The sequence below is a fragment of the Mesonia algae genome (assembly GCF_003253545.1).
Taxonomy (GTDB): Bacteria; Bacteroidota; Bacteroidia; order Flavobacteriales; family Flavobacteriaceae; genus Mesonia; species Mesonia algae.
Window position 1 is genome coordinate 171,176 of record NZ_QKYV01000003.1, and the last position, 24,844, is coordinate 196,019.

Annotated in this window: 29 protein-coding genes; 14 read left to right on the forward strand and 15 right to left on the reverse strand. The window is 31.8% G+C overall.

The genetic code is table 11. From position 1 onward, the window contains the following. Window positions 1–135: 135 nt before the first annotated feature. The 4 genes from LX95_RS06065 to LX95_RS06080 form a co-directional block, all read right to left on the reverse strand. Window positions 136–2,070 carry a M1 family metallopeptidase gene (locus tag LX95_RS06065; protein ID WP_111540549.1) on the reverse strand — a complete coding sequence of 645 codons (1,935 nt, stop codon included), beginning with the start codon at window positions 2,068–2,070 and terminating at the stop codon, window positions 136–138. A gap of 12 nt (window positions 2,071–2,082) precedes the next feature. Further along, the gene (locus LX95_RS06070; protein ID WP_211307645.1) at window positions 2,083–2,742 is read right to left on the reverse strand and encodes an HAD family hydrolase; all 660 of its coding nucleotides are present in this window, start codon (window positions 2,740–2,742) and stop codon (window positions 2,083–2,085) included. Between the two features lie 58 nt (window positions 2,743–2,800). Further along, entirely contained in the window at window positions 2,801–3,283 is a 483-nt protein-coding gene (locus tag LX95_RS06075) for a glutathione peroxidase (RefSeq protein ID WP_111540551.1), read from the reverse strand. 120 nt (window positions 3,284–3,403) lie between these two features. Then, window positions 3,404–4,402, reverse strand: a complete 999-nt coding sequence (locus LX95_RS06080) for an NADP-dependent oxidoreductase (protein ID WP_111540552.1) — start codon at window positions 4,400–4,402, stop codon at window positions 3,404–3,406. 158 nt (window positions 4,403–4,560) lie between these two features. Between LX95_RS06080 and LX95_RS06085 the strand changes: the two genes are divergently transcribed. After that, window positions 4,561–5,799 (forward strand): carboxypeptidase-like regulatory domain-containing protein, encoded by a 1,239-nt coding sequence (locus LX95_RS06085; RefSeq protein WP_245924731.1) that lies wholly within the window; start codon window positions 4,561–4,563, stop codon window positions 5,797–5,799. Here LX95_RS06085 and LX95_RS06090 read toward each other — a convergent pair. Next, a complete protein-coding gene (locus tag LX95_RS06090; RefSeq protein ID WP_111540553.1) occupies window positions 5,796–6,260 on the reverse strand; it encodes an RNA methyltransferase in 465 nt (154 codons plus the stop codon). The genes LX95_RS06085 and LX95_RS06090 overlap by 4 nt on opposite strands. A gap of 31 nt (window positions 6,261–6,291) precedes the next feature. Next, window positions 6,292–6,789, reverse strand: a complete 498-nt coding sequence (locus LX95_RS06095; RefSeq protein ID WP_111540554.1) for a GreA/GreB family elongation factor — start codon at window positions 6,787–6,789, stop codon at window positions 6,292–6,294. Between the two features lie 103 nt (window positions 6,790–6,892). Here LX95_RS06095 and LX95_RS06100 point away from each other — a divergent pair, with 103 nt between their 5' ends. Continuing rightward, window positions 6,893–7,474: a methyltransferase domain-containing protein gene (locus tag LX95_RS06100; RefSeq protein ID WP_111540555.1), complete on the forward strand. Its 582-nt coding sequence runs from the start codon at window positions 6,893–6,895 to the stop codon at window positions 7,472–7,474. Here the strand turns inward: LX95_RS06100 and LX95_RS06105 are convergent. From LX95_RS06105 to LX95_RS06115, 3 genes are all read right to left on the reverse strand, one after another. After that, window positions 7,464–8,174, reverse strand: a complete 711-nt coding sequence (locus LX95_RS06105; RefSeq protein WP_111540556.1) for a pirin family protein — start codon at window positions 8,172–8,174, stop codon at window positions 7,464–7,466. The two genes, LX95_RS06100 and LX95_RS06105, sit on opposite strands and share 11 nt — an antisense overlap. Before the next feature lie 14 nt (window positions 8,175–8,188). Beyond that, window positions 8,189–9,067, reverse strand: coding sequence for a pirin family protein (locus tag LX95_RS06110; RefSeq protein WP_111540557.1), 879 nt, complete (start codon window positions 9,065–9,067; stop codon window positions 8,189–8,191). Between the two features lie 76 nt (window positions 9,068–9,143). Then, complete coding sequence (locus tag LX95_RS06115) at window positions 9,144–9,728, reverse strand: Crp/Fnr family transcriptional regulator (protein WP_111540558.1); 585 nt, start codon at window positions 9,726–9,728, stop codon at window positions 9,144–9,146. A 64-nt stretch (window positions 9,729–9,792) separates the two neighbouring features. On the opposite strand from LX95_RS06115, the gene LX95_RS06120 reads away from it, so the two are divergent. Together LX95_RS06120 and LX95_RS06125 are read left to right on the forward strand one after the other, a co-directional pair. After that, complete coding sequence (locus tag LX95_RS06120; RefSeq protein WP_111540559.1) at window positions 9,793–10,224, forward strand: PH domain-containing protein; 432 nt, start codon at window positions 9,793–9,795, stop codon at window positions 10,222–10,224. Continuing rightward, window positions 10,214–10,777: a pentapeptide repeat-containing protein gene (locus LX95_RS06125; RefSeq protein WP_111540560.1), complete on the forward strand. Its 564-nt coding sequence runs from the start codon at window positions 10,214–10,216 to the stop codon at window positions 10,775–10,777. The genes LX95_RS06120 and LX95_RS06125 overlap by 11 nt, the downstream gene beginning before the upstream one ends. Before the next feature lie 12 nt (window positions 10,778–10,789). Here LX95_RS06125 and LX95_RS06130 read toward each other — a convergent pair whose 3' ends face one another. From LX95_RS06130 to LX95_RS06155, 6 genes are all read right to left on the reverse strand, one after another. Beyond that, entirely contained in the window at window positions 10,790–11,425 is a 636-nt protein-coding gene (locus LX95_RS06130; protein ID WP_111540561.1) for a DUF4403 family protein, read from the reverse strand. 227 nt (window positions 11,426–11,652) lie between these two features. Next, on the reverse strand, window positions 11,653–12,162 hold the full coding sequence (gene tssO / locus LX95_RS06135) for a type VI secretion system TssO (protein WP_111540562.1): 510 nt from the start codon (window positions 12,160–12,162) through the stop codon (window positions 11,653–11,655). Window positions 12,163–12,179: 17 nt separating this feature from the next. Continuing rightward, window positions 12,180–13,337 (reverse strand): hypothetical protein, encoded by a 1,158-nt coding sequence (locus LX95_RS06140; RefSeq protein ID WP_111540563.1) that lies wholly within the window; start codon window positions 13,335–13,337, stop codon window positions 12,180–12,182. Window positions 13,338–13,349: 12 nt separating this feature from the next. Further along, entirely contained in the window at window positions 13,350–14,351 is a 1,002-nt protein-coding gene (locus LX95_RS06145) for a PKD domain-containing protein (protein WP_111540564.1), read from the reverse strand. Window positions 14,352–14,454: 103 nt separating this feature from the next. Further along, on the reverse strand, window positions 14,455–16,287 hold the full coding sequence (locus tag LX95_RS06150) for a type VI secretion system baseplate subunit TssF (protein ID WP_146240747.1): 1,833 nt from the start codon (window positions 16,285–16,287) through the stop codon (window positions 14,455–14,457). Between the two features lie 110 nt (window positions 16,288–16,397). Then, the gene (locus LX95_RS06155) at window positions 16,398–16,829 is read right to left on the reverse strand and encodes a GPW/gp25 family protein (protein ID WP_111540566.1); all 432 of its coding nucleotides are present in this window, start codon (window positions 16,827–16,829) and stop codon (window positions 16,398–16,400) included. A 130-nt stretch (window positions 16,830–16,959) separates the two neighbouring features. On the opposite strand from LX95_RS06155, the gene LX95_RS06160 reads away from it, so the two are divergent. From LX95_RS06160 to LX95_RS06205, 10 genes are all read left to right on the forward strand, one after another. After that, on the forward strand, window positions 16,960–17,604 hold the full coding sequence (locus LX95_RS06160) for a C40 family peptidase (protein WP_111540567.1): 645 nt from the start codon (window positions 16,960–16,962) through the stop codon (window positions 17,602–17,604). Between the two features lie 9 nt (window positions 17,605–17,613). Next, window positions 17,614–18,540, forward strand: coding sequence for a hypothetical protein (locus LX95_RS06165; RefSeq protein WP_111540568.1), 927 nt, complete (start codon window positions 17,614–17,616; stop codon window positions 18,538–18,540). Then, window positions 18,537–19,409, forward strand: a complete 873-nt coding sequence (locus LX95_RS06170) for a TssN family type VI secretion system protein (RefSeq protein ID WP_111540569.1) — start codon at window positions 18,537–18,539, stop codon at window positions 19,407–19,409. The genes LX95_RS06165 and LX95_RS06170 overlap by 4 nt, the downstream gene beginning before the upstream one ends. Before the next feature lie 243 nt (window positions 19,410–19,652). Beyond that, complete coding sequence (tssD, locus tag LX95_RS06175) at window positions 19,653–20,042, forward strand: type VI secretion system tube protein TssD (protein ID WP_111540570.1); 390 nt, start codon at window positions 19,653–19,655, stop codon at window positions 20,040–20,042. A gap of 358 nt (window positions 20,043–20,400) precedes the next feature. Continuing rightward, the gene (gene tssD, locus LX95_RS06180; RefSeq protein ID WP_111540571.1) at window positions 20,401–20,790 is read left to right on the forward strand and encodes a type VI secretion system tube protein TssD; all 390 of its coding nucleotides are present in this window, start codon (window positions 20,401–20,403) and stop codon (window positions 20,788–20,790) included. A gap of 113 nt (window positions 20,791–20,903) precedes the next feature. Continuing rightward, window positions 20,904–21,299 carry a type VI secretion system tube protein TssD gene (tssD, locus tag LX95_RS06185; protein WP_111540572.1) on the forward strand — a complete coding sequence of 132 codons (396 nt, stop codon included), beginning with the start codon at window positions 20,904–20,906 and terminating at the stop codon, window positions 21,297–21,299. Window positions 21,300–21,301: 2 nt separating this feature from the next. Beyond that, a complete protein-coding gene (locus LX95_RS06190; RefSeq protein WP_170116585.1) occupies window positions 21,302–21,952 on the forward strand; it encodes a hypothetical protein in 651 nt (216 codons plus the stop codon). Further along, entirely contained in the window at window positions 21,936–22,379 is a 444-nt protein-coding gene (locus tag LX95_RS06195) for a hypothetical protein (RefSeq protein ID WP_111540574.1), read from the forward strand. Before LX95_RS06190 ends, LX95_RS06195 begins: the two co-directional genes overlap by 17 nt. Window positions 22,380–22,665: 286 nt before the next feature. Further along, window positions 22,666–22,887, forward strand: coding sequence for a hypothetical protein (locus tag LX95_RS06200; protein WP_111540575.1), 222 nt, complete (start codon window positions 22,666–22,668; stop codon window positions 22,885–22,887). A 51-nt stretch (window positions 22,888–22,938) separates the two neighbouring features. Next, the gene (locus tag LX95_RS06205; RefSeq protein WP_111540576.1) at window positions 22,939–24,723 is read left to right on the forward strand and encodes a type VI secretion system Vgr family protein; all 1,785 of its coding nucleotides are present in this window, start codon (window positions 22,939–22,941) and stop codon (window positions 24,721–24,723) included. The last annotated feature ends 121 nt before the right edge of the window (window positions 24,724–24,844 follow it).

Below are 24,844 nucleotides of genomic sequence, written 5' to 3' on the forward strand. Positions count from 1 at the left end.
TTTTCAGAATCAATGATTTAACTCTTAATTAACTTTTTGAAAAGCGGGGATTATGTTTTCTTAAAACATTAACATCTTATACGAAAAATGCCCAAATTTTCATTTGGGCATTTAATTTTTATTTATCTGTTGATCTTATTCTTTAGACCACATATCATTTTGTCCGTTAACATCAGCCAGCTTTTTTTCTGGGTCAAATTCTACAGATTTAATTTCTTTTGTGGTTTCTATAAAATGTTCCCAAGTGTCTCCACGTTGCCATATTTCCACCGGAAGGTTTATTTTTTCTGAAGATCCATCATTCATTTTTACCAATAATCTTACTGGCACAGGAATTTCTTCTACTTTTTCTATTTTAATGAGGTAACCTTTTTCATTTTTCTCTATTCCATTTACAGCAATATCGATATTCTCTGTTCCGTAAAACCATCCTTTCCAAAACCAAGAAAGATTTTCTCCTGTGGCGTTTTCCATATGATTGAAAAAATCTGAAGGTTGTGGATGCTTAAATGCCCAAGTTTTAATGTATGATTTAAAAGCATAATCAAAACGTTCTGGCCCTATAATATATTCACGCAACATCAATAAACCTGCAGCTGGCTTATAGTATGCCGTGTAGCCTAAGTTTCTTAAATTGGTTACATCTGGGTAATTATCTATTCCTTCTCTATTTTCGCTAGTTAAATAACTTTTTAGCATTCTCACATTTCCTAAAGAAGCAGGATACTCTCCATTATTAAATGCCAAGGTACTGTAATGATTGATGAACGTATTGAAACCTTCATCCATCCACGCATATCTTCTTTCATTACTTCCTACGATCATTGGGAACCAGTTATGACCAAATTCGTGATCTGTTACTCCCCAAAGAGAAGCTCCTTTGCTCTTCCAGCTACAAAAGTTTAAGCCAGGATATTCCATTCCTCCAATATCAGCAGCTACATTTACAGCACTGGTATAAGGATATTCAAAATAGTTTTTAGAGTAAAACTCTACAGATTCTTTAGAATACTCGGTAGATCTCGTCCAAGCTTCTTCGCCATCACTTTCTTTAGGATAGGCAGACTGCGCCAATCCTGTTTTTCCTTCCGATAAGTTTATTTTTGCGGCATCCCAAATAAATGCTGGAGAAGATGCAAAAGCAACGTCTCTTGTATTTTCCATTTTAAAGTGCCAAGTCAACATTCCGTTATTTTTAACGTTAGAAGACCTCTCACCTACTTCACTAGGTTTTACAATGTAAACGGTTTCATTACTTTCTTTAGCTTTTTCCCATCTTTCTAATTGTTTTTTAGTTAAAACATCTTTAGGGTTTTGAAGCTCACCAGAACCTACAACGGTATGATTATACGGTGCGGTAACTTTATAATCGTAATTTCCGTAATCTACGTAAAACTCCCCTGCTCCTAAATATGGCTCGGTATTCCAACCTACTACATCATCAAACACAGCTACTTTAGGGAACCATTGTGCCAAAGCGTAAATAGTCCCTTGTTCTACATCTAGTCTTCCCATACGATCCATTCCTTCTACAGGAATTTTATAAGAGAAATTCATTTTCACAGTTGCTTTCCCTCCATTAGCTTTAATAGGCTTATCAAAGAAAACTTGCATTCTAGTATCGTTAATAAGGTATTTGTTAGAAGTTTGTCCAGCCGATTTTGCAGAAAAATTTGAAACTGTATAACCTCCTTCTACATCTCCATTGTATCGATTTCCTCTCATAGGTGTAGTTAAAGTACCTCTTGAAGAATCTGTAAACCTGTTTTGTTCTAAGTAAAGCCACATAAAGTCTAAAGTTTCTGGACTGTTATTGGTGTACTCTATCTCAATATTCCCAGTAATTTTATGGGTTTTGTCATCTAGGGTTACTTCTATTTGATAGTCGGCACTATTTTGCCAATACTCTGCTCCCGGTTTACCCGAAGCCGTTCTAAAAGCAGAACCTTGACGGTACATTAACTCATCAAAATTTTGCTGATTGTTTTCTTTTGCTTCTGGCACTTGCGCCCAAGTCATAAAAGAACACAATACAGTTACAATGAAAAAATAGGATTTTAAGTTTCTCATACTTCTATTAGGTTAGTTAAAATATTGATTAATTTGAGGGTAATTTATTTCCGTAAAGTGGGTAATAATTTTATCTGCTTGAGAATAGTCTTGATTTTTTGAATGCGGACTTTTAAATGCTACACAAAAAATGTTAGCTGCTTTTGCTGCTTTTATGCCACTTGTAGAATCCTCTATCACCATGCAATTCTCTACAGGAAAGCCTGAAGATTGAGCAGCTTTTTGAAAAATCTCGGGATGAGGTTTAGACGCTTTTAAATCGGCTCCACTAAGTTTATCAACAAAATATTGATTTAATTCAAAACGATCAAATACGCTATTAATAGTTCCCATAGAAGCTGAAGAAGCCAACACAAGAGTAAGACCTGCTTGGTAATAATTTTCTATTAACGCTCTCACCCCGTGAATTAAATCTAGATCTGGATCTGATTTAAAAAGTTCTTTAAAAATAGATCTTTTTTTATCTACTAATTCTTGTGGATCATTAGGTAATTTAAAATACTCACACAACTGTCTACAAACATTAATGGTAGATTGTCCAGTAAAGGTTTGGTAATGTTTTTCTGAAACATCTATTTGATAATGTTCAAACATTCCAAAATAGGCTTTATGATGAAGCGGTTCTGTATCTACAATTACCCCGTCCATATCAAATAACACAGCTTTTAGCACGATAAATCAATTTTACGCCGAATATACGAGCAATGTGTTACTTTAAAAAATAAAACTTCTACATTTTAAGGAGCTTTTGGATGTCATTTTCTATGCTTTGAGGCTTGGTAGTTGGGGCATATCTTTTATAAGGATTACCCTTGGCATCTATTAAGAATTTAGTGAAATTCCATTTAATTTTACTTCCTAAAAATCCTCCTAGGTTGTTTTTAAGGTATTTAAAAATAGGATGAGTATTTTTTCCATTTACATCTATTTTTTCCGTTAACGGAAAAGTAACACCAAAGTTCATCTCACAAGCCGATTGCATGTCGTCATCATTTACTGGTTCTTGCCCCATAAATTGATTACAAGGAAAACCGATAATTACCAATCCGCTGTCTTTATATTTTTGATGAAGATCTTCTAAGTCCTTAAATTGAGATGCTAAACCGCATTCTGTAGCCGTATTTACAATTAAAACCACTTTATTTTTAAAAGATTTAAAATCGATGGTTTTACCGTTAGAACTTTTTATTTGATGGGAATAGAACTTATTCATTTGTTTTTATTACAAAACTCTTTATTTATTCATTACCAAGCTGTGTAACAAATGTTAAAATAAAAAGCCTGTCTTTAAGATTAAGAGGACAGGCTTTAAAATTTATTTAAACTAGAAGGCTTAGCTAGTTTTCACTACCATTTTACCTTTATTTTTTCCATCAAAAAGATCTATGAATGCTTGCGGAGTATTCTCAAATCCCTCTACAATAGTTTCTTCAAACTTTAATTTATCTTCCTGAAGCCAAGTAGCCAATTGCTTAATACCATCTTGAAATTGATCTTGATAATTTCTAACAATAAAACCTTGCATCTTAGCGCTATTCTTTACCAAAATTGGCTCTACCCTTGGTCCTGTTGGCATTTCAGTTTCATTATATAAAGAAATTGCTCCACAATTTATTACGCGAGCAAAGTGATTGATATTAGCCAAAACACCATCTGAAACTTCACCTCCTACATTATCAAAATATACATCTACTCCATTTGGCGCTCCTTCATTAATTGCTTTAGCCATATCTTGAGTAGTTTTGTAATTTACTGCTTCATCATAACCAAACTTTTCTTTAAGCATTTGCACTTTTTCATCGCTACCTGCTATTCCTACAGTTTTCAAGCCTTTAATTTTTGCGATTTGACCTACTACACTTCCTACTGCTCCAGCGGCTCCACTCACAACAATAGTTTCTCCTTCTTTTGGCTCTCCAATATCGGTTAGACCAAAATAAGCGGTTAAGCCTGTCATTCCCAAAATACCCAAATAAGCAGATAGTGGTGCTTGATTAGCGTCTACTTTTCTTAAGTTTTCCCCGTTAGAAGTCTGAATCTTTTTCCAAGGTAAGTTACCCATTAAAAAATCTCCCTCGCTAAAGGAGTCATTTTTAGATTGGGTTACTTTTACAACAAGCGCAGAGCTCATTGGTTCGTCTAGCTTAAAAGGTTCTATGTAAGATTTTTGATCTTTCATTCTCCCTCTTAAATATGGATCTACAGATATATACTGGGCTTCTATTAATATTTCCCCATCATTCAGTTGTGGCTCATCAATTTCACGAATCTCAAAATCTGATATTGATGGCTTTCCGTCTGGTCTATTTTTTAATAAAATTTCCTTATTCATGTTTTTATTTCAAATTTAAAACGTTTGAAAGCTTTACTGTGTTAAGTTAATTCTAAACTTAATTTTAATATGTTAATGATTACTTACTGAAAATTTAACTTTTTTAAGATATTAATTTTCAGTATCTTGTATACCTCCCACCTCTAAAAAACACCATTATGGAAACAAAACCTTACACTCCTATTTTAGTCATCTTTATTTTCATTTTAAGTATGACTGTTTCTGCTCAAGAAGATTTTAAATCGTATCGAGGTTTTGTCATCAATGAGGTTACTGAAGAACCTATTACTGCTGCTAAAGTTGAAGTAAAAAACCACGACTTTTCTACGGTAACCAATAAAGAGGGAGAATTTACGCTTAAAATTCCGCGAAAGCTTACCAATGCAGTTATTACCATTTCTTATTTAGGTTATGAAAATAAATCGCTTCATTTAAGAAATTTTAATGAAGAAAGAACTCGTATAGAACTTCTAGAATCTTCAGAGAAACTTAGTGAAGTCAATCTTTATCAAATTAAAGATGCACTCTCGCTAGTTAAAAATTGCTTTTCAAAAAGAGGTGAAAACTATATGGACAACTCTATGGTAATGACTGGGTTTTACAGAGAAACCATTCAAATAGGAAGAAGAAATGTGTCTTTATCTGAAGCTGTAGTTAAAATTCATAAAGAGCCTTACACTTCTAATAAAAAAGATCGAGTTTCAATTTTTAAAGCTCGAAAAAACACCGATTATTCAAGATTAGATACGCTTGCTTTAAAATTGAGAGGCGGCCCTTATAGTTCTTTGTATTTAGATGTAATGGAGTATCCAGAATTTTTATTTGAAGATGAACAACTTTCTAATTACACATTTTCTTTAGATGAACCTACAAGCATTAATAATCGTTATGTTCATCAAATAAATTTTGAAGAAAACGTAAAAAATAATTCTTGGTACAGTGGTACATTATATATTGATGCTGCCACCTCAACATTATTAAAAGCGAATTATAAATTAAATATTGAAAACCGAAAACTTGCTGCAAAAATGTTTGTGCACAGAAAGCCTGGAAGCGTAAAAGTTTATCCCGAACAAATTGAATACAAAGTAGATTATTTCGAAAAAAACGGGAAATGGTATTACGGTCACAGCAGTGCTATGTTAGAATTTGTAGTAAACTGGAAAAAAAAATTATTCAATTCTAGGTTCATCTTAAACAATGAAATGATAGTTACTAATAGAGAAGAAACAACTAAAAACAATTTAAAAAAATCTAATTATATAAAACCATCTATTGTAATGGCCGATGATGTTTCTGGTTTTAGGGATAGTAATTTTTGGGGATCTAGCAATATTATTGAACCCGAAAAATCTATTCAAAATGCTATTGAGAAGATAAGGAAAAAATTAGATTAATAAACTACAGTGCCTTTTGTATTTCTATCATACATGACAATGCTGCCAGCTACTGAAACATTTAAGCTTAATGCAGAAGAAAATTTGATGAGTTTGTGAGATTTTTTAATGGCTTGGTTAGATAAACCATGGTCTTCTGCCCCCAATAAATAAACACCTCTTCGGGGGTGTTTAAATGTTTCTAATGGTTCTGCATCTTCTGTTAATTCCACACCAATTAATAAAGCGCTTTTAGGAAGATGCGCATAAAAATCATCAAAAGTATCATAATGAAAATAAGGCATAGCTCCTACAGCTTTATGGGTATCACTGGCCTGTTTTGAATATCTATTACCAATAGTAAAAATAAAGCTTGCTCCTAGATTTTGTGCAGAACGCCATAAAACCCCTAAGTTTTCTGGTGTTTTACCATTTTGTATTCCTATCGCGAAAAACCCTTGCTCTAAATTATTAACTACCATTAAAAAAATTTTATGCAAATATGCATGAAGATTATGAATAATTAATGTCTAAAACCTGAATCGTTTTAGTTTCTGAACCTAATTTAAACGTAATTTCATCTCCTTGCTTTGCTCCCATTAAAGCTTTGGCTATAGGTGCTGTAAAACTTATTTTCTTTTCTTTTACGTTCGCCTCATCAACGCCTACAATTTGAAAACTCTGTAACTTACCGTTTAATTGAAATTCCACATAACTACCAAATCTCACCTCGTCTTGAGGCTGATTAGATAAATTAATAACTCTAGCAGAATTTATTCTCTCATTTAGCAAAGCAAGTTTACCATCAATTACTGCTTGTTCTCTTCGTTTTGCTTGGTCATCTTTAAGATCAATAGCGGCTCTTTTTTGTTCTAATTCGCTCTTTTCTTCTAATAATTTTTCTTTACCATATTGAGTTACGTAATTTGTTACACCCAATGGTAGCGCTGCTCTTGGCGGAATTAAAGGTGCCTCCTCTTGATCTTCTTCTCTTACAAACCCTCTACTCATAGATATTTTTAAAGAAAATTAACTATTTTGCTGCAAAGTCTATCTTAAGATCTTGTTATAATCTTAAACAGATTACTATCTTATCTAACCATATATACAAATCATGAGCAACTATTGGGAAAACCGTTACCAAAACCTACAAACGGGTTGGGATATAGGAGAAATATCGAGTCCGCTTAAAGCATACATTGATCAATTAGAAGATAAATCTATTAAAATTTTAATTCCCGGTGCAGGTAATGCTTACGAAGCAGAGTACCTTTTTCTTAACGGATTTAAAAACGTATTTGTAGCAGATATTGCAGCAACTCCTTTACAGAATATTAAAAAGAGGCTTCCTAGTTTTCCTGAAAAACAACTATTACATATTGATTTTTTTGAACTCGAAATGCAATTTGATCTTATCTTAGAGCAAACCTTTTTTTGTGCATTACCCAAATCTTTCCGTAAAGCTTACGCTGAAAAAATGCAAAAACTACTTAAAAAAGAAGGCAAGCTTGTAGGATTACTTTTTGATGATGAACTTCCCAACGGAAATCCGCCTTATGGAGGAAGTAAAAAAGAATACCTTACTTATTTTGAACCTTTATTTGATATCCATACATTTAAAACAGCTTATAATTCAATTCCGCAAAGGCAAGATCGAGAATTATTTATGATTTTGCAGCCTAAAATTAAGTCATAGGAATTTCCATAAGAAGAACTTTTGTATGAGCTTTGGCTTTTACTTCGACACTATCCGTATCCCAGATTCCTAGGGCATCTCTACGCGTTAATTCTTCAGTCTCTACTTTTAAATTTCCTTCTAGAACGAAAATGTACACTCCATTCTTAGAGTCTTTTAAATTGTAAGTTAAAGATGTGGGCTGCGTAAAATCTCCCATAGAAAAATAAGCTTGTTGGTGTATCCAAACACCTTGATCTTCTTTATGCGGAGATAATACTTGATACCATTCATTTTCTTTTTTTAAATCTAAAGTGGAGATTTGGTCATACCTCGGCTCTACATTCTCTTGGTTTGGAATGACCCAAATTTGCAAAAATTTTACCGCTTGATCTTTATTTTTATTGTATTCACTATGCCTTACGCCAGTGCCAGCACTCATTATTTGTATATCACCTTCTTTGATCACCGTAGTATTTCCCATACTATCTTGATGTTCTAAATCTCCCGAAAGTGGAATAGAAATAATCTCCATATTTTTATGCGGATGTTTACCAAAACCTTTTCCGCCGCTTACCTCATCGTCGTTTAATACGCGTAGCATTCCAAAATTCATGCGGTCTTGGTTAAAATAATTAGCAAAACTAAAACTATGGTGACTCTTTAGCCAACCGTGATTAGCTTCTCCTCTGGTATCTGCGGTATGTTTTATCGTTTTCATCTAATTTTATTTTATTATTCATTTAGGGTTCCAAATTTCCCATCGCTAAACTCTTGGATGGCTTGTGTAATTTCTTGAGAAGTATTCATCACAAACGGACCTTGTGCTACGATAGGTTCATTTATTGGTTCTCCGCTTAATACTAATACAACAGCTTCACCTATGGCGGTTATAACAAAATCTTCTCCGCTGTTTTCAAAAAGCACGAAATGATCTGTAGCTACTTCTTCATTATTAACTTTTACGTTTCCTTCTATCACCAACAGTGCAGTATTGTAATTAGCGGGAAAGGAAAATTCCGCGGAAGCGTTTGCATTTAATTTTGCGTTCATAAGATGAAGAGGCGTAAAAGTACTAGCGGCTCCTAGAGTGTCTTTATATTTTCCTGCAATTACCTCTATCTCTCCTGCATTATCTTTTAGCAGATGTTTGGATAAATCTTTTCTTGCAAAACCTTGATATTTTGGAGAAGATTTCTTGTCTTTTGCAGGCAAATTAACCCACAACTGTACCATTTGAAAGTCACCTCCTTGCTTAGTAAATTCTTCTTCGTGATATTCTTTATGTAATATTCCTGAGGCTGCCGTCATCCATTGCACACCACCTTCTTGTATAACGCCTCCACCACCACTGCTATCGTGATGCGCAATTTTACCATGGTAGGCAATGGTCACAGTTTCAAAACCTTTATGAGGATGCACACCTACTCCGCGTGGAGATTCACTTGGCGGAAAATAAAATTTAGAGTTATAATCCATTAGTATAAACGGATTCATTCGCTGCATGTCTAACCGATAAGCACTAGGAATAAAATTATGAACTCTAAATCCGTTTCCTACAAAATGTGGTGGCCTTGGCGGCACTATAATTTCGATATTTTTTTGATTTTTCATAATTAATATTTTTTAATCTTATCAAAATTATGTCATCTATAAGAAGTTTTCATTGATCTATGGTAAGAAGCGTTTTTTAGTTTTTACTCAATTTTTTTCTTACCCTACTTAAACTTTCAGGGGTTATTCCTAAATATGAAGCAATCATCCATTGGGGGACTCTTTGCATTACATCTGGATACAATTTTAAAAAATTTAGATATCTTTCTTCTGCATTTTCCCCTAACAACGAGTGTAGTCGTTGGTGTAAATGCCGAATATGATTTTGAAGTAGAAGTTCGTTATTACTCGCGAATTTCACATTTACTTCCGCTAAGGTTTTTAAAAAACGTTCATCTAACATAACCACTGTAGTATCTTCTACCGCGTCTATGTGAAAGCTCGAGGGTTCTCCAAAAAAGACACTACTTCTATCGCTTACCACCCAATTTTCGGGAGCAAACTGTAAGATATGTTCTTTTCCGTTAACGGAAATAGAATAAAAACGTAACAATCCTTTTTCTACAAAAAATGAATGCTGACAAATACTGCCTGCTGTGAGTAAAAACTCCCCTTTTTGAAATCTTTGATATTTCACTAAAGCTTGTAATTTTTGCCAATGTTCTTCTTGCAACTCAAACTGTTGAAAAAGGTAATTTTTAAAATTTGACTCTTTTATCATAAATGGAAAGATAGAAAGAATAAATTTGTGTTTATTTTCTAAGTTTAAGATTTAGATAAAAAATATGAAGTTTAAGAGTAGAAAAGATATACCGTTTAAGCTATTTACAATTATTAGCATTTCGGCATTGATAGCTTTGGAAACTTATACCTTTTTAACTGATAAATATTCTTTTGGAATAACAGACATTGTAATTCTATTGATTATCCCCATATTATTATGGATTTATTTTGGAACCTATTACAAACTTACTGCTTCAAATTTGGAGTATACAAGTGGGCCTATGAAAGGATCTATCCCAGTTACAAAGATTAAGGAGATTATGGTAGGAAAAACTATGTTGTCTGGTTTAAAACCTGCAACAGCTAAAAAAGGTTTAATTATAAAGTATGATATTTATAATGAAATCTATATAACACCAAAAGCCAAAGATTTTTTTATAAAGCGAATTTTAGAAATTAATCCCGATATTAAAATTACACCTTATGACTTTTGAAGATAAAATTTTTACAGATATAAATTTTAATCGACAATCCCTTAATATTGGAGATTATGAATATTGCACTTTTAAAAATTGCGATTTTTCTAATGTAAAATTATCGGGTTTTAACTTTTTAGAGTGTGAGTTTATCAATTGCAATTTGAGTTCTGCTAACCTACAAAAAGTCTCTTTTCAGGATATTGCTTTTATCGAATGTAAAATGCTGGGGCTTCGTTTTGAAAGCTGTGAAACTTTTGGATTTTCAGTAAGGTTTAAGGAATGTAATTTAAGTCATTGCTCTTTTTATGCTGTGAAGCTCAAAAAAACTGTTTTTGAAGCTTGCGCATTAGAAAGTGTAGATTTTACTGAGAGTAATTTAGAACAAGCTTCTTTTAAGAGTAGTGATTTAAAAGAAAGCATATTCTTTCGATCTAATCTAGAAAAAACAGATTTTAAAACCGCTAAAAATTACAGTTTTGATCCTGAAAAAAATCAATTAAATGGTGCTCTTTTTTCTACCCCAGAAGTTTTATCTCTTTTAGATAAATATAAAATTAAGATTGATTAAAAGTATTTAAGGTTATATAGTATCTATTTCTAGTTGAGATATTTCAGCAGCTAAAGCTCCTTCTAGTTTTAAGATCGCTACAAGATAGTTTTCTTTAAAATATAAATTAAGAACTCTAAGTTGATCAACTTTCCCAAACAATAGAACCCCAGATTTTACTTCAACAATATTTTTTAGTTTTTCATTCATTTTTAGGAGCAGCTCATCAATTTTTGGAAGTAATAGAATTTTGGACTTTCCAAGAATTTTTTTTCTAAAAATAGAATTTAGCATAACATTTAAAAGCTGGTTGGTAAACCAAGTTTTATGCTCTCCTTCTGCTTTATAGTCGCTTACAACTAATTCTTGTTCGTGAGCGTTGTAATTTAGCTTTAGCTGAAAATTGAACTTCACTTTTTTATTACTGAATAAAAGCGTTTTCATTAAAATTTCTTGCTGAATATTTAAATCATAGCCATCTGTACCCGGACTTAAAAAAACGGAAAGAATTTCTCCTATTTGTTTAGAGTCATCTTCTTCTTTTTGAATTTTGTAGCCCACCATTTTTTGCTGAAAAACCTTCTCTAAAGCTTCCAATTTAATCTTTACAGGCATTTGAATATAAATTCCCTCATCCTGATAGTTTTCTTTTTCTGTATATGAATTCATAAGAATGCTTCTTTTATCTTAAGGTATAGAAAAAGCAGAAAGTTTAATCAAAAAGAATACTAATTGATTCTTAAAAATTTAAATGTTTTTTTGTTTCAATGCTAAAGAGTAAAGCACGTTTCTCATTAAGAGTATGGAAAGTAAACTCTATTTGTTAAATAAAAAACGGATAAATCATTCTCTGTAAAATATGATTTATCCGTTTTAAAACCTTTGATTTTTAATATTTAATTATTTCTTCTCAATGCATCTACAGTTCTCTTTTCTTCTTTTAACTCATCTCTACATTTGGCTAATTCTTCTCTATATTCTGTTATGCGTTCTTCAACATCTGAATATGAGTTTAGCTCCTCCTTAAGTTTTTGTATCTCAGCAAAAGACCAAATAATGTTATTATACATATCATAACGATAGGTAGAATCTTTTACAGGGACTTTTTCTTGTAATTTTACAATTTGAGAACTTAGCATTGAATTTAAAAATGCTCTGTTTTGACCAGGAATATCCAATGAATCTACCATACCTTTTAGCAGTTGAATATCTTTAGAAAAATCTTCTTGTAATTGCATCTCTTTTTCAATTTCTACAGCTTGTTGTCTTAACACTTTATTCTCTTTAATTGGCATTACATTAAAATCAAAGAAAAGTGCGACCACTACAATACTTGTAGTCAAAATAAACAATAAGAAAAATTTTAAAAAACTGTTTCTACGAGCTTTCCTGTTTTTTGCTTTCATAAGATAAGGGGTGTTTTTTAATCAAGTAAGAAACTTCTTCTGTTCTTAACTTCATTTTTTGCTATGATTTCTTCTTTTACAAATATTTTTGAATCAGATTTTTTTCCAATGTAATCTAGCTCATTTAATTTTTTAAATAGGGATAATATTAATTTTGTAAAGGCAGATACTTTAGATAAGGCCTTATTAATGTCGGTATGTTGATATTCCAATTCTATCATTTCAACTAAAACATTTTCAAAAGCACCTTGATTTACGTCACACCAATCTGAAAGATAGTTTAATAACTCTTCTTTACCTGTGCCTACGTATACATCTATGCTATTTTTTATAACTCGAGATAGCGCCATTAATTTAGTAATCATCGCTATTGGAGGATTAAACCGATCTTGCTGTCTAAACTCTGGGAGCTCACCTCCTAAATGTTGTAAAACATTTTCAGAAATATGCTTAACCATCACAGCTAAATCATTAGTTTGCTTTTTTTGATGTATCTTTTGAATAATTTGTAACGAATATCTTTCCATTGCATTTAAAAAAGCATCGATCTCTATATAAGTATATTTAAGATCTTCGTGACTTTGAATAGATGTACAAGGCGGTATAAAGTTTTCCTCCAAAGACACTTTTCCTCCCTCATAACTAACTTTACCAATAGTTATGTGATTCATCCCAAATTCACTTTGATTAATATCCTCTTCTGGAATAAAATCTAGAGTATATTCAGGAATTACATTTGGATGTCTTGGAGGCTCTTCATTTTCGTCGGCCTCTCCTATAGGAATTCTATTATAAGGATGAATTGTAAGTACAACATAACATACTGCCTGATCTTCTTCAAAAGTGTGCTTTGCGGTAATTACCTTGTTAGCTTTTTCTAATTGTGCACTTTCTGCTTTGGTGATATTTATAAAGTATCCTCCTTGAGTAAGAGCCCTACATTTAAACAATTTTACATGCACGGTATTTTGACCATCCATAGAAAGTTTCATATCTACCGCATCTTCTGTAGAAGCATCTGGAAGTAGCCCAAAATTTACCGATGAAATATTATTCTGCAAAGCTTCATGAATCATTTTCACTGTAGCATTATCTTGACCTATAAAATGGGATTTATTAATCTTCATCCCATCAATCCAATTTATTCTATTATATGCTGTTCTTTCTTTATTCATAGCTTATTATATTTAAAACCAGCCTAAATTTACACTTACGAGTATATTAGTTATACACTTACTTTCCTCGTCTCTTATAATTTTCAGCTTTTTAACAGTAATATTTTTACCAGAAATTTTTTGACAAAAGACTAATAAATTTTCTTTTTTCTTATTTACAATAATCGGTATGTCCAGACTTCCACACATATAAGGTTTAAGAGCCTCGAGTGTAATTTTTTCATCAGATATATCGACAAGTTTTTGAGCAAAGTTAGCTTCTGTGATATGAGGTACTTTCTTTTTCTTTTCTTCAACAATAGTATCTGTATTTTTAACAATGCTTAATTCTGGTTTATATTTAATATCCTCGTCTAACGGAGCAGATGAGATAATTTTCTCTATACGTTCTTTTTTTTCTGGTTTAGGTAAAACTTTTATTTTTTGTTTTCCAATATGCTTTAAATCACCATTCACAACTAAGCTAATCGTTTTTAAACCTGATTCTTTATAAGTATATTCTGCTTTTCTCTCATAAGAGTTAACACTAGCTGTTTCTCCAAAGCGCCATTCCCAAGTATTTGCATCTTTAGTACTATCGATTACCGTTACTTTATCTCCTACTGTCACTATTTTTGGAGCGGTGAATACGGGTAGTTTTGTTGAGTCTAATACAAAAATCTTCTCTTTAATTTGTATGGTTTTAATGATTTCACAACTTCCGTTAACCGTTAATCTAACATCATATTTTCCAGGCTTTGAAAAAGTATGATAGGGATTACGTTCTGTTTGCACAGCGGTACTATCACCAAACTGCCACTCCCAAGACTCAGCTCCCACAGTATAATCTGTGAACCTTATAAATGACTCGGCTCTATAGTCTTTAGATTCACTTTTAAACTGAACCAAAGTACACTCTTCTTGTGAATAAAATTTATAGATAAAGAGTGAACTAAAAACAAGTATAGTAATACCAAACAACAATAACACTGTTTTATCTAAGTGGTAATTATATGTATTTTTCTTTTCTTCCATAGTATATATAAAAAACAGTTATTCTATTTTTCATTTTTATTACTTATAAAAATACAAAGTTGAAATCTTTATATTTTTATATCTTAATCAAAATATTAAAAAACTAAGTTTTAACTTCTATAACATAAGGAAATACGTTAATTGATTTTTCCTCTAGAATAGATAATAAGTTATTATTAAGCAATTGCCATTCTTGATCCTCTAATTGGTTTTCTTTACTTGCATACAAAGTAATTTTCATACAAGCCACAACACCTTTATTTATTGATATATCTGATGAGTAAGTTTTTTTAACATCTACGTCTTCAATATGATTGTTGTAGACAGAAAAACAAAGAGCGCTAACATCTTTTTTGGTAACAATTCTATCTCTAGATAATAAAGAACTTCTATAATTATTAAGGCGTTCTTCCATTCCCAAACTATCCTTACCGTTAAAAGTACTGGTAAGCAATTTTGCACTTTTTTGTTTTATGTCTGTTCCCTCATAATTATATAATAAAGAACCTCCCTTTATCTTATTACCTAAACTCCCATCGGTAGTCCAATACTCAACCATTAAATTTTCCTTAGCATTATATGGCTTTACGGAAAGATAAACAGTCTCGTTGGGTTGTCTTGTGAGATCCTCCGCTCTTTTTTCAAGTAATAATATAGTTTGGTTCAGTTTATTAATATTTGCCTGTAAGAAGTCACTACCTAAAAAAGAAAATGCTGCACTTTCTTCTTTCATTAACTCCATCATATGACTTAAAAACTGTTTTGCATTTCGAGAATCTAATTTTCCCGCTTGGTCTTCTCTCAAAATAAAAGTTCCTTTACGTTGATCATTTGTACTATTTTGTCGCAACAAATAGTTTTTCCCCTCCGTATTTTCAACTGTTTGTATATCTAAAAATAAATCATTGGTCTGTATAGGAACAATATGTATAAAATCTTTTAATTGATATGAGAAGCTGTTAAGCTTTCTATTAAGAACAGGAAAAGCATTCAAAGAAACAGAAACTTGCTCTAAAATATTTGTGTTAATGATTCTAGGAAACTCTACCTCTATCCAATTTAAATCTTGTAATTCAGGATAACTTTTAATATCTACCTCACTAAAAACACCATCAGGCATTTTTCCTTTTTTAGATAAATATGAAAGTGATTTAATCGAAATAAAGTTTTTTTCATAAAACTGATTAATTCGATCTTCTATACTTTTAGTTTTATTAGTTACCGAATTAAAAATAGCTTCCACATTTAAGCGTTGCTGTTCTTTATGATCAAAAAAACCTCCTGTAGTCGTAAGTTTATCTGAATTTAATAAACATTTGACATTTTTAAGGTGATGGTAAAAAAGGTCATTTAAAGATGCATCTTCATGTTCAAAATAAAGAGAAACATCTTTTAGAGGAACGTTATCACTATGACTATTTATACCTAAATAAAGTTTAGAAGGATTTCCAACATTCTCTATCGTACCAATAAATTTTTTTCCTTTTTTTTCATTGTGTACATACAATTTATCACCACAAAGTACATGGCTAATTTTTGCATCTATTAAGCGCATCTCCCTTGATGGGGAAAAAAAAATATTTTTTTTAAGAGTCTCGTTGCGCTCTAACAAAGCTTTTCTTTTGCAATATAATTGATGCTTAGAATTTATAGTAATACTTTTATCAACTGGATCTGCATAAGCAATCGCGTGGGCAGGGTTGGCACCATGAATAGCCTCAGGAGTCATTAATTGAATAAGTCTTTCTGTAATTCGTGATTGTGAATTATAAATTTCACCTTCAATTTTTGATATTTCAGAAGCACAAGCACTTATAAGTAAAGATACTAAGGGATCAAAAGAACTATCTATATCTTTAGGAGCTATACCCCAAAGTGAGGCTGCCTTTTCGATCATCCTATTTTTTATATCCTTCTCATTATTTTTATTATGCATATATAATAAATTTAAAGAAGGCTAATTAGCCTTCTTCCTTCCGCGTTTAAAAATTTCACCCTTTTACCCAAAAATATAAATAAATCTTCATCTAATCGACAGAAATACTCTTAAAAAGACATAGGAGCAATATAAAAGCTTTCAACAAAAGAGAAAGGTTCATTAGTTTGTTTAACAGTACCCGAAATTAAGATGTCAATTCGTTTTCTTACCATCTGTAAATTGTTGTTTTTAGAAACACTTTCTTGTTTTAGTTTAATCTCTACCGTGGCTTCTACCAGTCTTTTTTCATAATGCTTTATACTATCGAGAATCGATTCAGTAATAATACCTCGCAGCTTATCATTACTAGTTAAATTGTCGAAATCTACTTCCCAAAGAGCATTACCAAAACTTTCATCGAATGTACACTCTCCAAAATATGTTGTTGCTAATAAATGTAAAAAACTAGCAACTGAATCCTGAATAGAGCATTTTTCATGACTATCATTTTTTATAAAAGCACTTGGTTTAAAAGGCAGAGAATAGTAATCTTTAGGCATTTAAATAGGTTTCGTTAAAAAAGTCGTAAAGGCAAATTACTAATAAGTTTAGTTATCTTTGTTATAATTTTTCTAAAATTTGAAATAGAATCTCCCTTTATTTATATTTGTAAAAAAAGCCTTAAACATTATGAAAAAAACAATTTTACTCCCTTTTCTCTTTTCATTACTCCTTACTGCTTTTTTAAGTAGCTGCGGAGGCTCAAAAAACAAATTAACCATTACTCAACCTGAAATTGAAACTCCTATTGATACAGTCTCCGAAGCCCCAATACAACAACCTGTCTTCGAACCTATTCAAGTAAAATACGCTAATCTTCTAAATGTAGCGCCAACTGAACTAAGTAATTTAAAACTTTATAGCTTCATAGATGAATGGATGGGAGCACCATATTTAATGGGTGGAGAAAATATGCAAGGTGTTGATTGTTCTTCTTTTGCTCAACATCTATATGTAAATGTTTATGACTACTTATTAGAACGCACATCAACCAGACAATACGATGCAGAAACTACAGATAAATTTATAGGTCAAGAATTTTTAAAAGAAGGAGATCTGCTTTTTTTTAAACGTCCCAATGTAAATGATGACGAGATTACACACGTGGGTATCTACCTTAAAAATAATAAATTTATTAGCGCATCTGGTTATAATGGTCCAGAAAATTTGCGAGGTGTTAAATTAAGTGATCTTACTGATGAGTGGTGGCAAGAGCGTTTTGTTTGTGCAGGAAGAAAACCTTTATCAATTTATATCTCTAATGATTCTGAGTAAAAAATTTTTATGGTAAATAAAGAGCTTGAAAACATACTTAATGAGTTAAAATCTGTCTTTGAAGATATTAAAGCAGAAGTTGTGGTATCTGAAATTTTAGAGAACTCTAATGTAGATTTTTCAAATCTTACTATAAACAATACAAGTACTTTTAAAAGACCGTACAGGAGAGACATAATAGATTATAAGCAATCTCTAACTAATATTGATAATTACACACTTAATTTCAATTTATCACGAAACGGGATTTATGATAGCTTACCAGAGGGTGTATTTCATAATCCATCAGACCCTGCATTAAAGAGTTTATCTTACCAAAAGAAAAGAGAAAAACAAAAACAAGAAGAAAGAGAAGCACGTTTATTTTTTCAACCTATTGAAAATGAAACTTTCAATCAATATGTAAACATTGAAAAGGAAGAAAGAGCATTAATAGATCGTTTTACAGATGTTAAAAATAATTTTTTATTAAAATTTTGGCAAGCAGATAAGTCTTTGCCAAAAAAGTATTTATTAAAATTAATTAAATTATTACCCAGTATTCACAAAATCTCTGGCAACTTAGAATTAACAGCCTTATGTTTAGAGAGAATTATTGATGAAAAAGTTACACTAGAAAAAGTAAATTCACCTTACAAGGTTCCTAATAACAAAGAAGAAAAGGGTGAAAGTTTGGGTGTAGATCTAGTATTGGGAGTAGACGAATCTATAGTACTTCACCCTCAAATAAACGCTACAATCGGACCTATTAATAAACAAAATATTAAAAACTTCGTAGACGATTCCCCTACAATGCGCTTTATTCAAGTTTTTTATGAATATTTTATTCCTATGGAAATGGAGGTAAATACACAGATTGACTTTGAGCACAATAACAAAGGTTTTGTCTTACATGAAAACGAACCAGCCTTAATGGGATTAACAACCACCTTATGATAACACTTAGACTCTCCTCAATCAATCCCGATTTAATAAAAATGGCCATTCTATTTTTCGTAATAGGCATCCTTATGATGGTTTTTATGAAAGGGATAAAAAAGTTATTTTCTAAAAAGAAAAAACAACTGATAATTTACATATTAGCAACGACAGCTTTTTTCGCTCTTACAGCTTTATTGAGTAACGAAAATGTCTTAAACAATATACCCTTACATACCTTTATAGCCTTTCAAATCGTATTTTTACTTTTAGGTATATTTCACGTATATGTTTGTAGACAATTTTTTGACTTATTATCTGAAAAACCAAACAGTTTTTGGTCAGAATTTATATTTACTATAGCTGTTAACTGCATTGCATCTATTGGTTTCGCATTCATTGTGAATATTTTTAAACCAGATTATATATTTGTTTTTTTAGGAGCCACTATTTGGTTTATAATACCTATATTGGTAATTAAAACGTATGAATTTGCTACCTCTATCCCTCTACCCGTTTATAAAAAATGGCTATATCCCGTGGGTAAATACATTAAAGATCCAACTGATGAAGAATTAACCAATCCACAAGTAATCTCATTTGAGTTTCATAAAGACGAGAAAACTGCAGAATTGAGTAACTTTAGATTGAAAGCACCTGAAAAAATGGCTTTTGGCAAACTTTTTTATTTCTTCATTAATGACTATAACGATCGTCATCCAGAAAATAAAATCGTCTATATTAACTCTAAAAACGAACCACAAGGCTGGGTATTTTATAGTAAACCTAAGTGGTATCTAGGAATGAAATATATAGATTACACGCGTACGGTCGAAGGTAATAATATAAAAGAAGACAATGTTATAATTTGTCAACGTGTAGATTAGTCCCTTTTTTTTCATTACTGAAGCTTACAATTATAGAAAATTTAAATCTTTAATTAAATTTTAACGTTTGGTTGCAACCTCAACGTCACGCTACTAATAAAACCTTTTTTATTACTCATTTTCAGACCTAATTAAATATCCCTCTGCAATTTACGTGTCGAATGGTTATAAAATGCTTAGCTTTATTCTGTATTTAATATTTATGAGGCACTATTGCCGTTAATTAACTTAAAGTAAATTATTATGTCATTTAAAGCAAAATTAAACCTTAACGGAAAAGAGTATAACGTACTAAATTGTAGTTATGACCTCTACCAAGAAACTGATGCTACAGGAAGACCTTCATCGGTTACACGTGGAGGACGTGTAAAATTAACAGTAGAATCTACTGCTGATACAAGTTTGGTAGAATGGATGTTCAATAACTTTGAACGACGTGATGGTTCTGTGAAATTCTTAAAGAGAGACAACGAAGCCACTGCTAAAGAACTTAAATTTAACGAAGGATACGTTGTAAAATATGTTGAAAATTTTGATCATAGTGGAGACAATCCAATGAATGAATCTATAATTATTTCAGCGCGTTCTATCACAATGGGAACTGGGCAACACGTAAATGATTGGCCAATGTAATTTCATAAAAGTTAACTTAAAATTTAATAAAGTTAAAAAGGGATTGTATAACTACTTCCCTTTTTTATTGGTCTTTTCTTAATTCTCTAAGAAACAAAAAAATTAAAGTTCACGAGTTTAACAAAAGCACTTAAACGATAAAATTCACACTTAATTTTTTCAATAAATCAACAATATGTGAATTTTAACATTCTTACGCTAACCGTTACAATCTCTACAATTAACCAAGATTATGTAAAAATTCTCATAATATTTAGATTTACATTAACAGTTTCTTTCATTTGATTTTCATAGCTTTATGATGTATTTATATATTTATTAGGCACTAATGCCATTTTTTAACTTAAAGTAAATTATTATGTCATTCAAAGCAAAATTAGTCCTAAACGGGCAAGAGTACAATGTATTAAGTAGCAGCTATGATCTGTTCCAGGAAACTGATGCAACAGGAAGACCATCTTCCGTAACCCGAGGAGGGCGCATCAAATTAACTGTCGAGGCCACTGCAGATACGAGTTTAGCAGAGTGGATGTTCAACAATTTTGAGCGTCGCGATGGTTCTATTAAATTCTTAAAACGTGACAATGAAGCTACAGCTAAAGAACTTAAATTTTCTGAAGGCTATATGGTTAAATATATTGAAAATTTTGATCACACAGGAGACAATCCTATGAGTGAATCAATCGTAATTTCTGCACGCTCTATTTCAATGGGTACTGGACAACATGTTAATGATTGGCCAATGTAATGAGAACATATTGCATTTAAATATAATGCAATTAATTCATACACAAGGGAGGGTAAATCGCACTCCCTTTTTTTACCCTTATTCTTTTTTGGGCAAACTTAATATAATTCCCTATGTCATTTCTCTCAACACTCGTTTTAGATGATGAAGAGCTCAATTTATTGGACTGTTCATTTACATTTACACAAGGTACCGATTATACAGGTCGACCTAGTGAAAAACCAAGAGGTGGGCAAATACGTTTACTTATTGAAGGTACCGCCAAAACCGATTTCTTAGAATGGATGATTAGTCCTAACCTTACCAAAAAAGGTTCCATTACTTTTTATCGTCGTGATACTATGGCAGGACTAAAAAAAATAGAGTTTACAGAAGCTCATTGCATTGAATACAATGAATCATTCAATTCTACAGACAATGAGCCTTTAAAAATTTTCATCATTATTTCAGCCAAAGAAATTAAAGTTAAAGGAACAAAATTTACCAATAACTGGCCTAGCAAATCCTAGTTATGTCTAATTTATACCATAGAAAAACAAGTAGAATGGATTTCTTTTTGGAAGAAAGAAGAAATGTTATTCTTATTCGTCAAAAATGGAAATATAATTGGCTTACATTATCTGGAACTTCACAGTGGAATTATCAAGAAAAAAAAACTTTTCATCAAAAAGCAGATCAAATCATTTGGCAAGAATGGGGCGGCCACTTTAAAATGAGAGTCTCGGGAAAATCTGATTTTGCTAAACAGCACGCGAATACCATTTTTACTCTAAATTTTGATATTTTATGGGAACTAACAAATCCGCACTGGGTGGTTAATGTTACAAAAATTCCAAAAAATAAATTTAAACGTAGTAATGTCATTTGGGGGAAACATGAAATAAACTTAGACACAGAGGATGTCAACGTGAATAATCGCATACGAGCTGGCAAAACCTATAAGCAATATCCAGTTTCTCATGAGTATGGACATAGCAGTGGGAATGTACCTCAAAACGTTAATCATTGGGATGAATACCGATCGGTAAGCAATTATGTATCCGACAGAAAAAGTATGATGAACATAGGGCACGATTTAAGAGAGCGACATATTGATTATATAATAACGCAATTAAACTTATTGATACCCAATACCTCTTTCACTTATGCTGTTAAACCTTAAATACTGCACTTATCTCATTTGTCTTTCTACATTTCCTTTAGGCGTAAGCTGTAAAGAAAATAAAAAAGATATAAAAAATACTAGTGTAATTCATCAAAATATTTCTCAAGATGATAATAGCAAAAATTCAAAGCAAATCAATATGAATATAGAAGAGGCGAAAACTTTTACGTTCAATAAATTCAAATTGAAATATGGAGAACCCAAGACACAAGAAAATTTTAAAGTTGACAAAGCATTGTCAGAATTTAGAATAGAATTATACAATCAATACACTAAAAAACAATATACTAACGAAGAAATCATAATTAAAGAAGCCACTTGGAGTTTTAATCAAGAATACAATCTAACCATTTGGTATGAAAAGCAGCAAACCAGTTGGCAACCTGTTGACTTATCAAAGTGGTTAAAGGGTACAGTTTTTTAAAAATTAAAATAATATTATGGTGAGAATTTTAAAAAAAATTGGAGAACATAAATATTGAATACGTTACATATTGATTATCTACAAATGGCAACTAAACATGGTTATAGTACGACAAGATTTCAATACAAATCGTCAATATATGAAAACTTTACATTTACAAAAAGTTGCATTAATCGTTGGTTTGTTCTTTATAGGTTGCTAGCAAAATAAGAATCAAGGAAATAAGAACAATTCAATATCACAAACACACACCACTTTGCAACAAAACGCTATTCAAATAAACTCTATGATGAAACTATCCCTTAAAGAGGGAAATAATCAATATGGAGAACCTTTTGAGACTGATAAGTTTAATATTAAAAATGGGGTGCCTGATTTTAAAATGAAACTATACAATAACTTCGAAGAAAATAAGAGTATAGATATTTTTGAAGCTACTTGGCACAAATCAGACACAACCAACCTTACTCTTTGGTATATAAAAGGGAAAAAAAATAGCTTCCTGTAGATTATTATGAACGGAATAAAGGGTTAGAATTTTAAATCAAAAGAAAACAACATGGCACTACAAAGCAAAATAGATATCTACATAGCGGGTAATCCCATCCCTGCCTTTCAAGAATTCAGCCTCCACCAAAATTTGGGTACCCATCATTCATTTGAACTGGTATGTCGTATGGACGTTTTAGAGAAAGCGAGTTTGGGAGGTTTGGCAGAAGATTCTAAAAATTATTTAGGAGAAACATTTACCTTTCAAGTAAATTCCGTTGGTAAATTTTCTGGATACAAAACTCTTGAGTTTAAAGGAGTGGTTACCTCAGTAAACAGCTTAAAAGCTTTTAATCATAAAAACGGAGACCTTATTATTATCGGGGGACACAGCACTACTATACTTGCAGAAGATGGCCCACATTATAGCTCACACAATGATATAACTCTACAAGACATTCTTGAAAAAAGCTTTATGAGTTATGATAAAGGTAAGCTAGAAACAGTATTTGAACCTCGCACCACTACCCCGCTCCATTATTCAGTACAAAATAATGAAAGTTCTTGGGAATATACCTCTCGTTTGGCATCACAGTACAGTGAATGGTTTTATTATAATGGAAAAAAACTAATTTTCGGTGCTCCGGAAGGTGGAGAAGCCATTATGCTTACTTATGGACACGACCTGCAAGAATTTAGTATGGAATTAAATCCACAGCCAAATAAATTCAATTATTTTACGAACGATTATTTTACCGATGAACATCATCAAAAAAATACTGAAGGAATAGCAATTACAAATGGTTACAATGGTTTTAGTAGCGAAAAAGCCTCTAAGCTATACCCTAACGAAACCAACGTATTTATTAACGGCTACAATGACCCTCAGTTAAAAAAACGTCTTGACACTCAGGTTGAACAACAGAAAAAAGCTGCAGAACAACAACAAGTAATTTTAAAAGGATCTAGCGATAACCCGGGAGTAGCTTTAGGTAAAGTGATTAAAATTAAGGGGCAAGATGAACATTATGGTAGTTATCGGGTAACCAAAGTTAGTCATACCGCTAATGAGAATGGTCGATATCAAAATATTTTTGAAGCTGTAAGTGCCGAAACAAATGTATACCCACTAACCAATTTTAACGCTATTCCAAAAAGTGACACACAAACTGCAGTAGTAACAGAAAATGCAGACCCCGAAGGAATGGGGCGTATTAAAGTACAGTTCCCTTGGCAAAAAATGATGGGCGAGATGACTCCTTGGTTACGAATCGTTACACCGCACTCGGGAGGTGATAAAGGCTTTCATTTTATCCCAGAAAAAGGCGAAGAGGTATTGATAGGTTTTGAAGGCGGTAATGCCGAAAGGCCGTTTGTAATGGGGTCACTTTATCACGGAAACCATAGACCGCAAAGTTGGAAAACAGAAAAAAATGATATCAAAGCTATTCGTACAAGAAGCGGACATACTTTTGAATTGAATGATGCCAATGGGAGCGAAAGTATTACCATTACTGATAAAAATGGAAATATAATTCGAATTGATACTGCTAATAACGATATTATGATTTCTGCTCTGGAAAATATGACCCTCAATGCAAAAAATATGCAGATTAATGTAGAAGAAAATATGGATGTTTCTATAGGTAAAAACAAATCTGAAAGTATTACTGAAAACAGCTTTATCACTGCCAATAATGAAGACAAACAAATTGGCAAAGAAATTAAAATTTTAAGTAGCTCTTATAAACAAGAAGCTCAAGAAATTACTACCGACGCAAGTGGTGAAATTAAGACTAATGCGGGAGGTAAGATCACAATATCAAGTGCAGAAACGGTAAATTATGGAGAGTGATTATAGGGAAACATTTAATAAGACAGTAGCTCTGCTTCTCATTTTATTTTTGGGAACAACAATGGGATCCTGTCAAAATAGTGAGACAAAAGAAAAAAATCTATCTGAAACTAAGAATGGA

Bases quoted from the DNA above. Each gene is read 5' to 3' on its own strand.
- LX95_RS06115 (WP_111540558.1), bottom strand. From the start codon at position 9,728: ATGATAAAAGAGTCAAATTTTAAAAATTACCTTTTTCAACAGTTTGAG.
- LX95_RS06125 (WP_111540560.1), top strand. From the start codon at position 10,214: ATGACTTTTGAAGATAAAATTTTTACAGATATAAATTTTAATCGACAA.
- LX95_RS06120 (WP_111540559.1), top strand. From the start codon at position 9,793: ATGAAGTTTAAGAGTAGAAAAGATATACCGTTTAAGCTATTTACAATT.
- LX95_RS06105 (WP_111540556.1), bottom strand. From the start codon at position 8,174: ATGAAAACGATAAAACATACCGCAGATACCAGAGGAGAAGCTAATCAC.
- LX95_RS06075 (WP_111540551.1), bottom strand. From the start codon at position 3,283: ATGAATAAGTTCTATTCCCATCAAATAAAAAGTTCTAACGGTAAAACC.
- tssD (WP_111540571.1), top strand. From the start codon at position 20,401: ATGTCATTCAAAGCAAAATTAGTCCTAAACGGGCAAGAGTACAATGTA.
- LX95_RS06065 (WP_111540549.1), bottom strand. From the start codon at position 2,070: ATGAGAAACTTAAAATCCTATTTTTTCATTGTAACTGTATTGTGTTCT.
- LX95_RS06155 (WP_111540566.1), bottom strand. From the start codon at position 16,829: ATGCCTAAAGATTACTATTCTCTGCCTTTTAAACCAAGTGCTTTTATA.
- tssD (WP_111540570.1), top strand. From the start codon at position 19,653: ATGTCATTTAAAGCAAAATTAAACCTTAACGGAAAAGAGTATAACGTA.
- LX95_RS06090 (WP_111540553.1), bottom strand. From the start codon at position 6,260: ATGGTAGTTAATAATTTAGAGCAAGGGTTTTTCGCGATAGGAATACAA.
- tssO (WP_111540562.1), bottom strand. From the start codon at position 12,162: ATGAAAGCAAAAAACAGGAAAGCTCGTAGAAACAGTTTTTTAAAATTT.
- LX95_RS06190 (WP_170116585.1), top strand. From the start codon at position 21,302: ATGTCTAATTTATACCATAGAAAAACAAGTAGAATGGATTTCTTTTTG.
- LX95_RS06150 (WP_146240747.1), bottom strand. From the start codon at position 16,287: ATGCATAATAAAAATAATGAGAAGGATATAAAAAATAGGATGATCGAA.
- LX95_RS06170 (WP_111540569.1), top strand. From the start codon at position 18,537: ATGATAACACTTAGACTCTCCTCAATCAATCCCGATTTAATAAAAATG.
- LX95_RS06085 (WP_245924731.1), top strand. From the start codon at position 4,561: ATGGAAACAAAACCTTACACTCCTATTTTAGTCATCTTTATTTTCATT.
- LX95_RS06195 (WP_111540574.1), top strand. From the start codon at position 21,936: ATGCTGTTAAACCTTAAATACTGCACTTATCTCATTTGTCTTTCTACA.
- tssD (WP_111540572.1), top strand. From the start codon at position 20,904: ATGTCATTTCTCTCAACACTCGTTTTAGATGATGAAGAGCTCAATTTA.
- LX95_RS06165 (WP_111540568.1), top strand. From the start codon at position 17,614: ATGGTAAATAAAGAGCTTGAAAACATACTTAATGAGTTAAAATCTGTC.
- LX95_RS06140 (WP_111540563.1), bottom strand. From the start codon at position 13,337: ATGAATAAAGAAAGAACAGCATATAATAGAATAAATTGGATTGATGGG.
- LX95_RS06095 (WP_111540554.1), bottom strand. From the start codon at position 6,789: ATGAGTAGAGGGTTTGTAAGAGAAGAAGATCAAGAGGAGGCACCTTTA.
- LX95_RS06160 (WP_111540567.1), top strand. From the start codon at position 16,960: ATGAAAAAAACAATTTTACTCCCTTTTCTCTTTTCATTACTCCTTACT.
- LX95_RS06100 (WP_111540555.1), top strand. From the start codon at position 6,893: ATGAGCAACTATTGGGAAAACCGTTACCAAAACCTACAAACGGGTTGG.
- LX95_RS06130 (WP_111540561.1), bottom strand. From the start codon at position 11,425: ATGAATTCATATACAGAAAAAGAAAACTATCAGGATGAGGGAATTTAT.
- LX95_RS06200 (WP_111540575.1), top strand. From the start codon at position 22,666: ATGATGAAACTATCCCTTAAAGAGGGAAATAATCAATATGGAGAACCT.
- LX95_RS06145 (WP_111540564.1), bottom strand. From the start codon at position 14,351: ATGGAAGAAAAGAAAAATACATATAATTACCACTTAGATAAAACAGTG.
- LX95_RS06080 (WP_111540552.1), bottom strand. From the start codon at position 4,402: ATGAATAAGGAAATTTTATTAAAAAATAGACCAGACGGAAAGCCATCA.
- LX95_RS06110 (WP_111540557.1), bottom strand. From the start codon at position 9,067: ATGAAAAATCAAAAAAATATCGAAATTATAGTGCCGCCAAGGCCACCA.
- LX95_RS06205 (WP_111540576.1), top strand. From the start codon at position 22,939: ATGGCACTACAAAGCAAAATAGATATCTACATAGCGGGTAATCCCATC.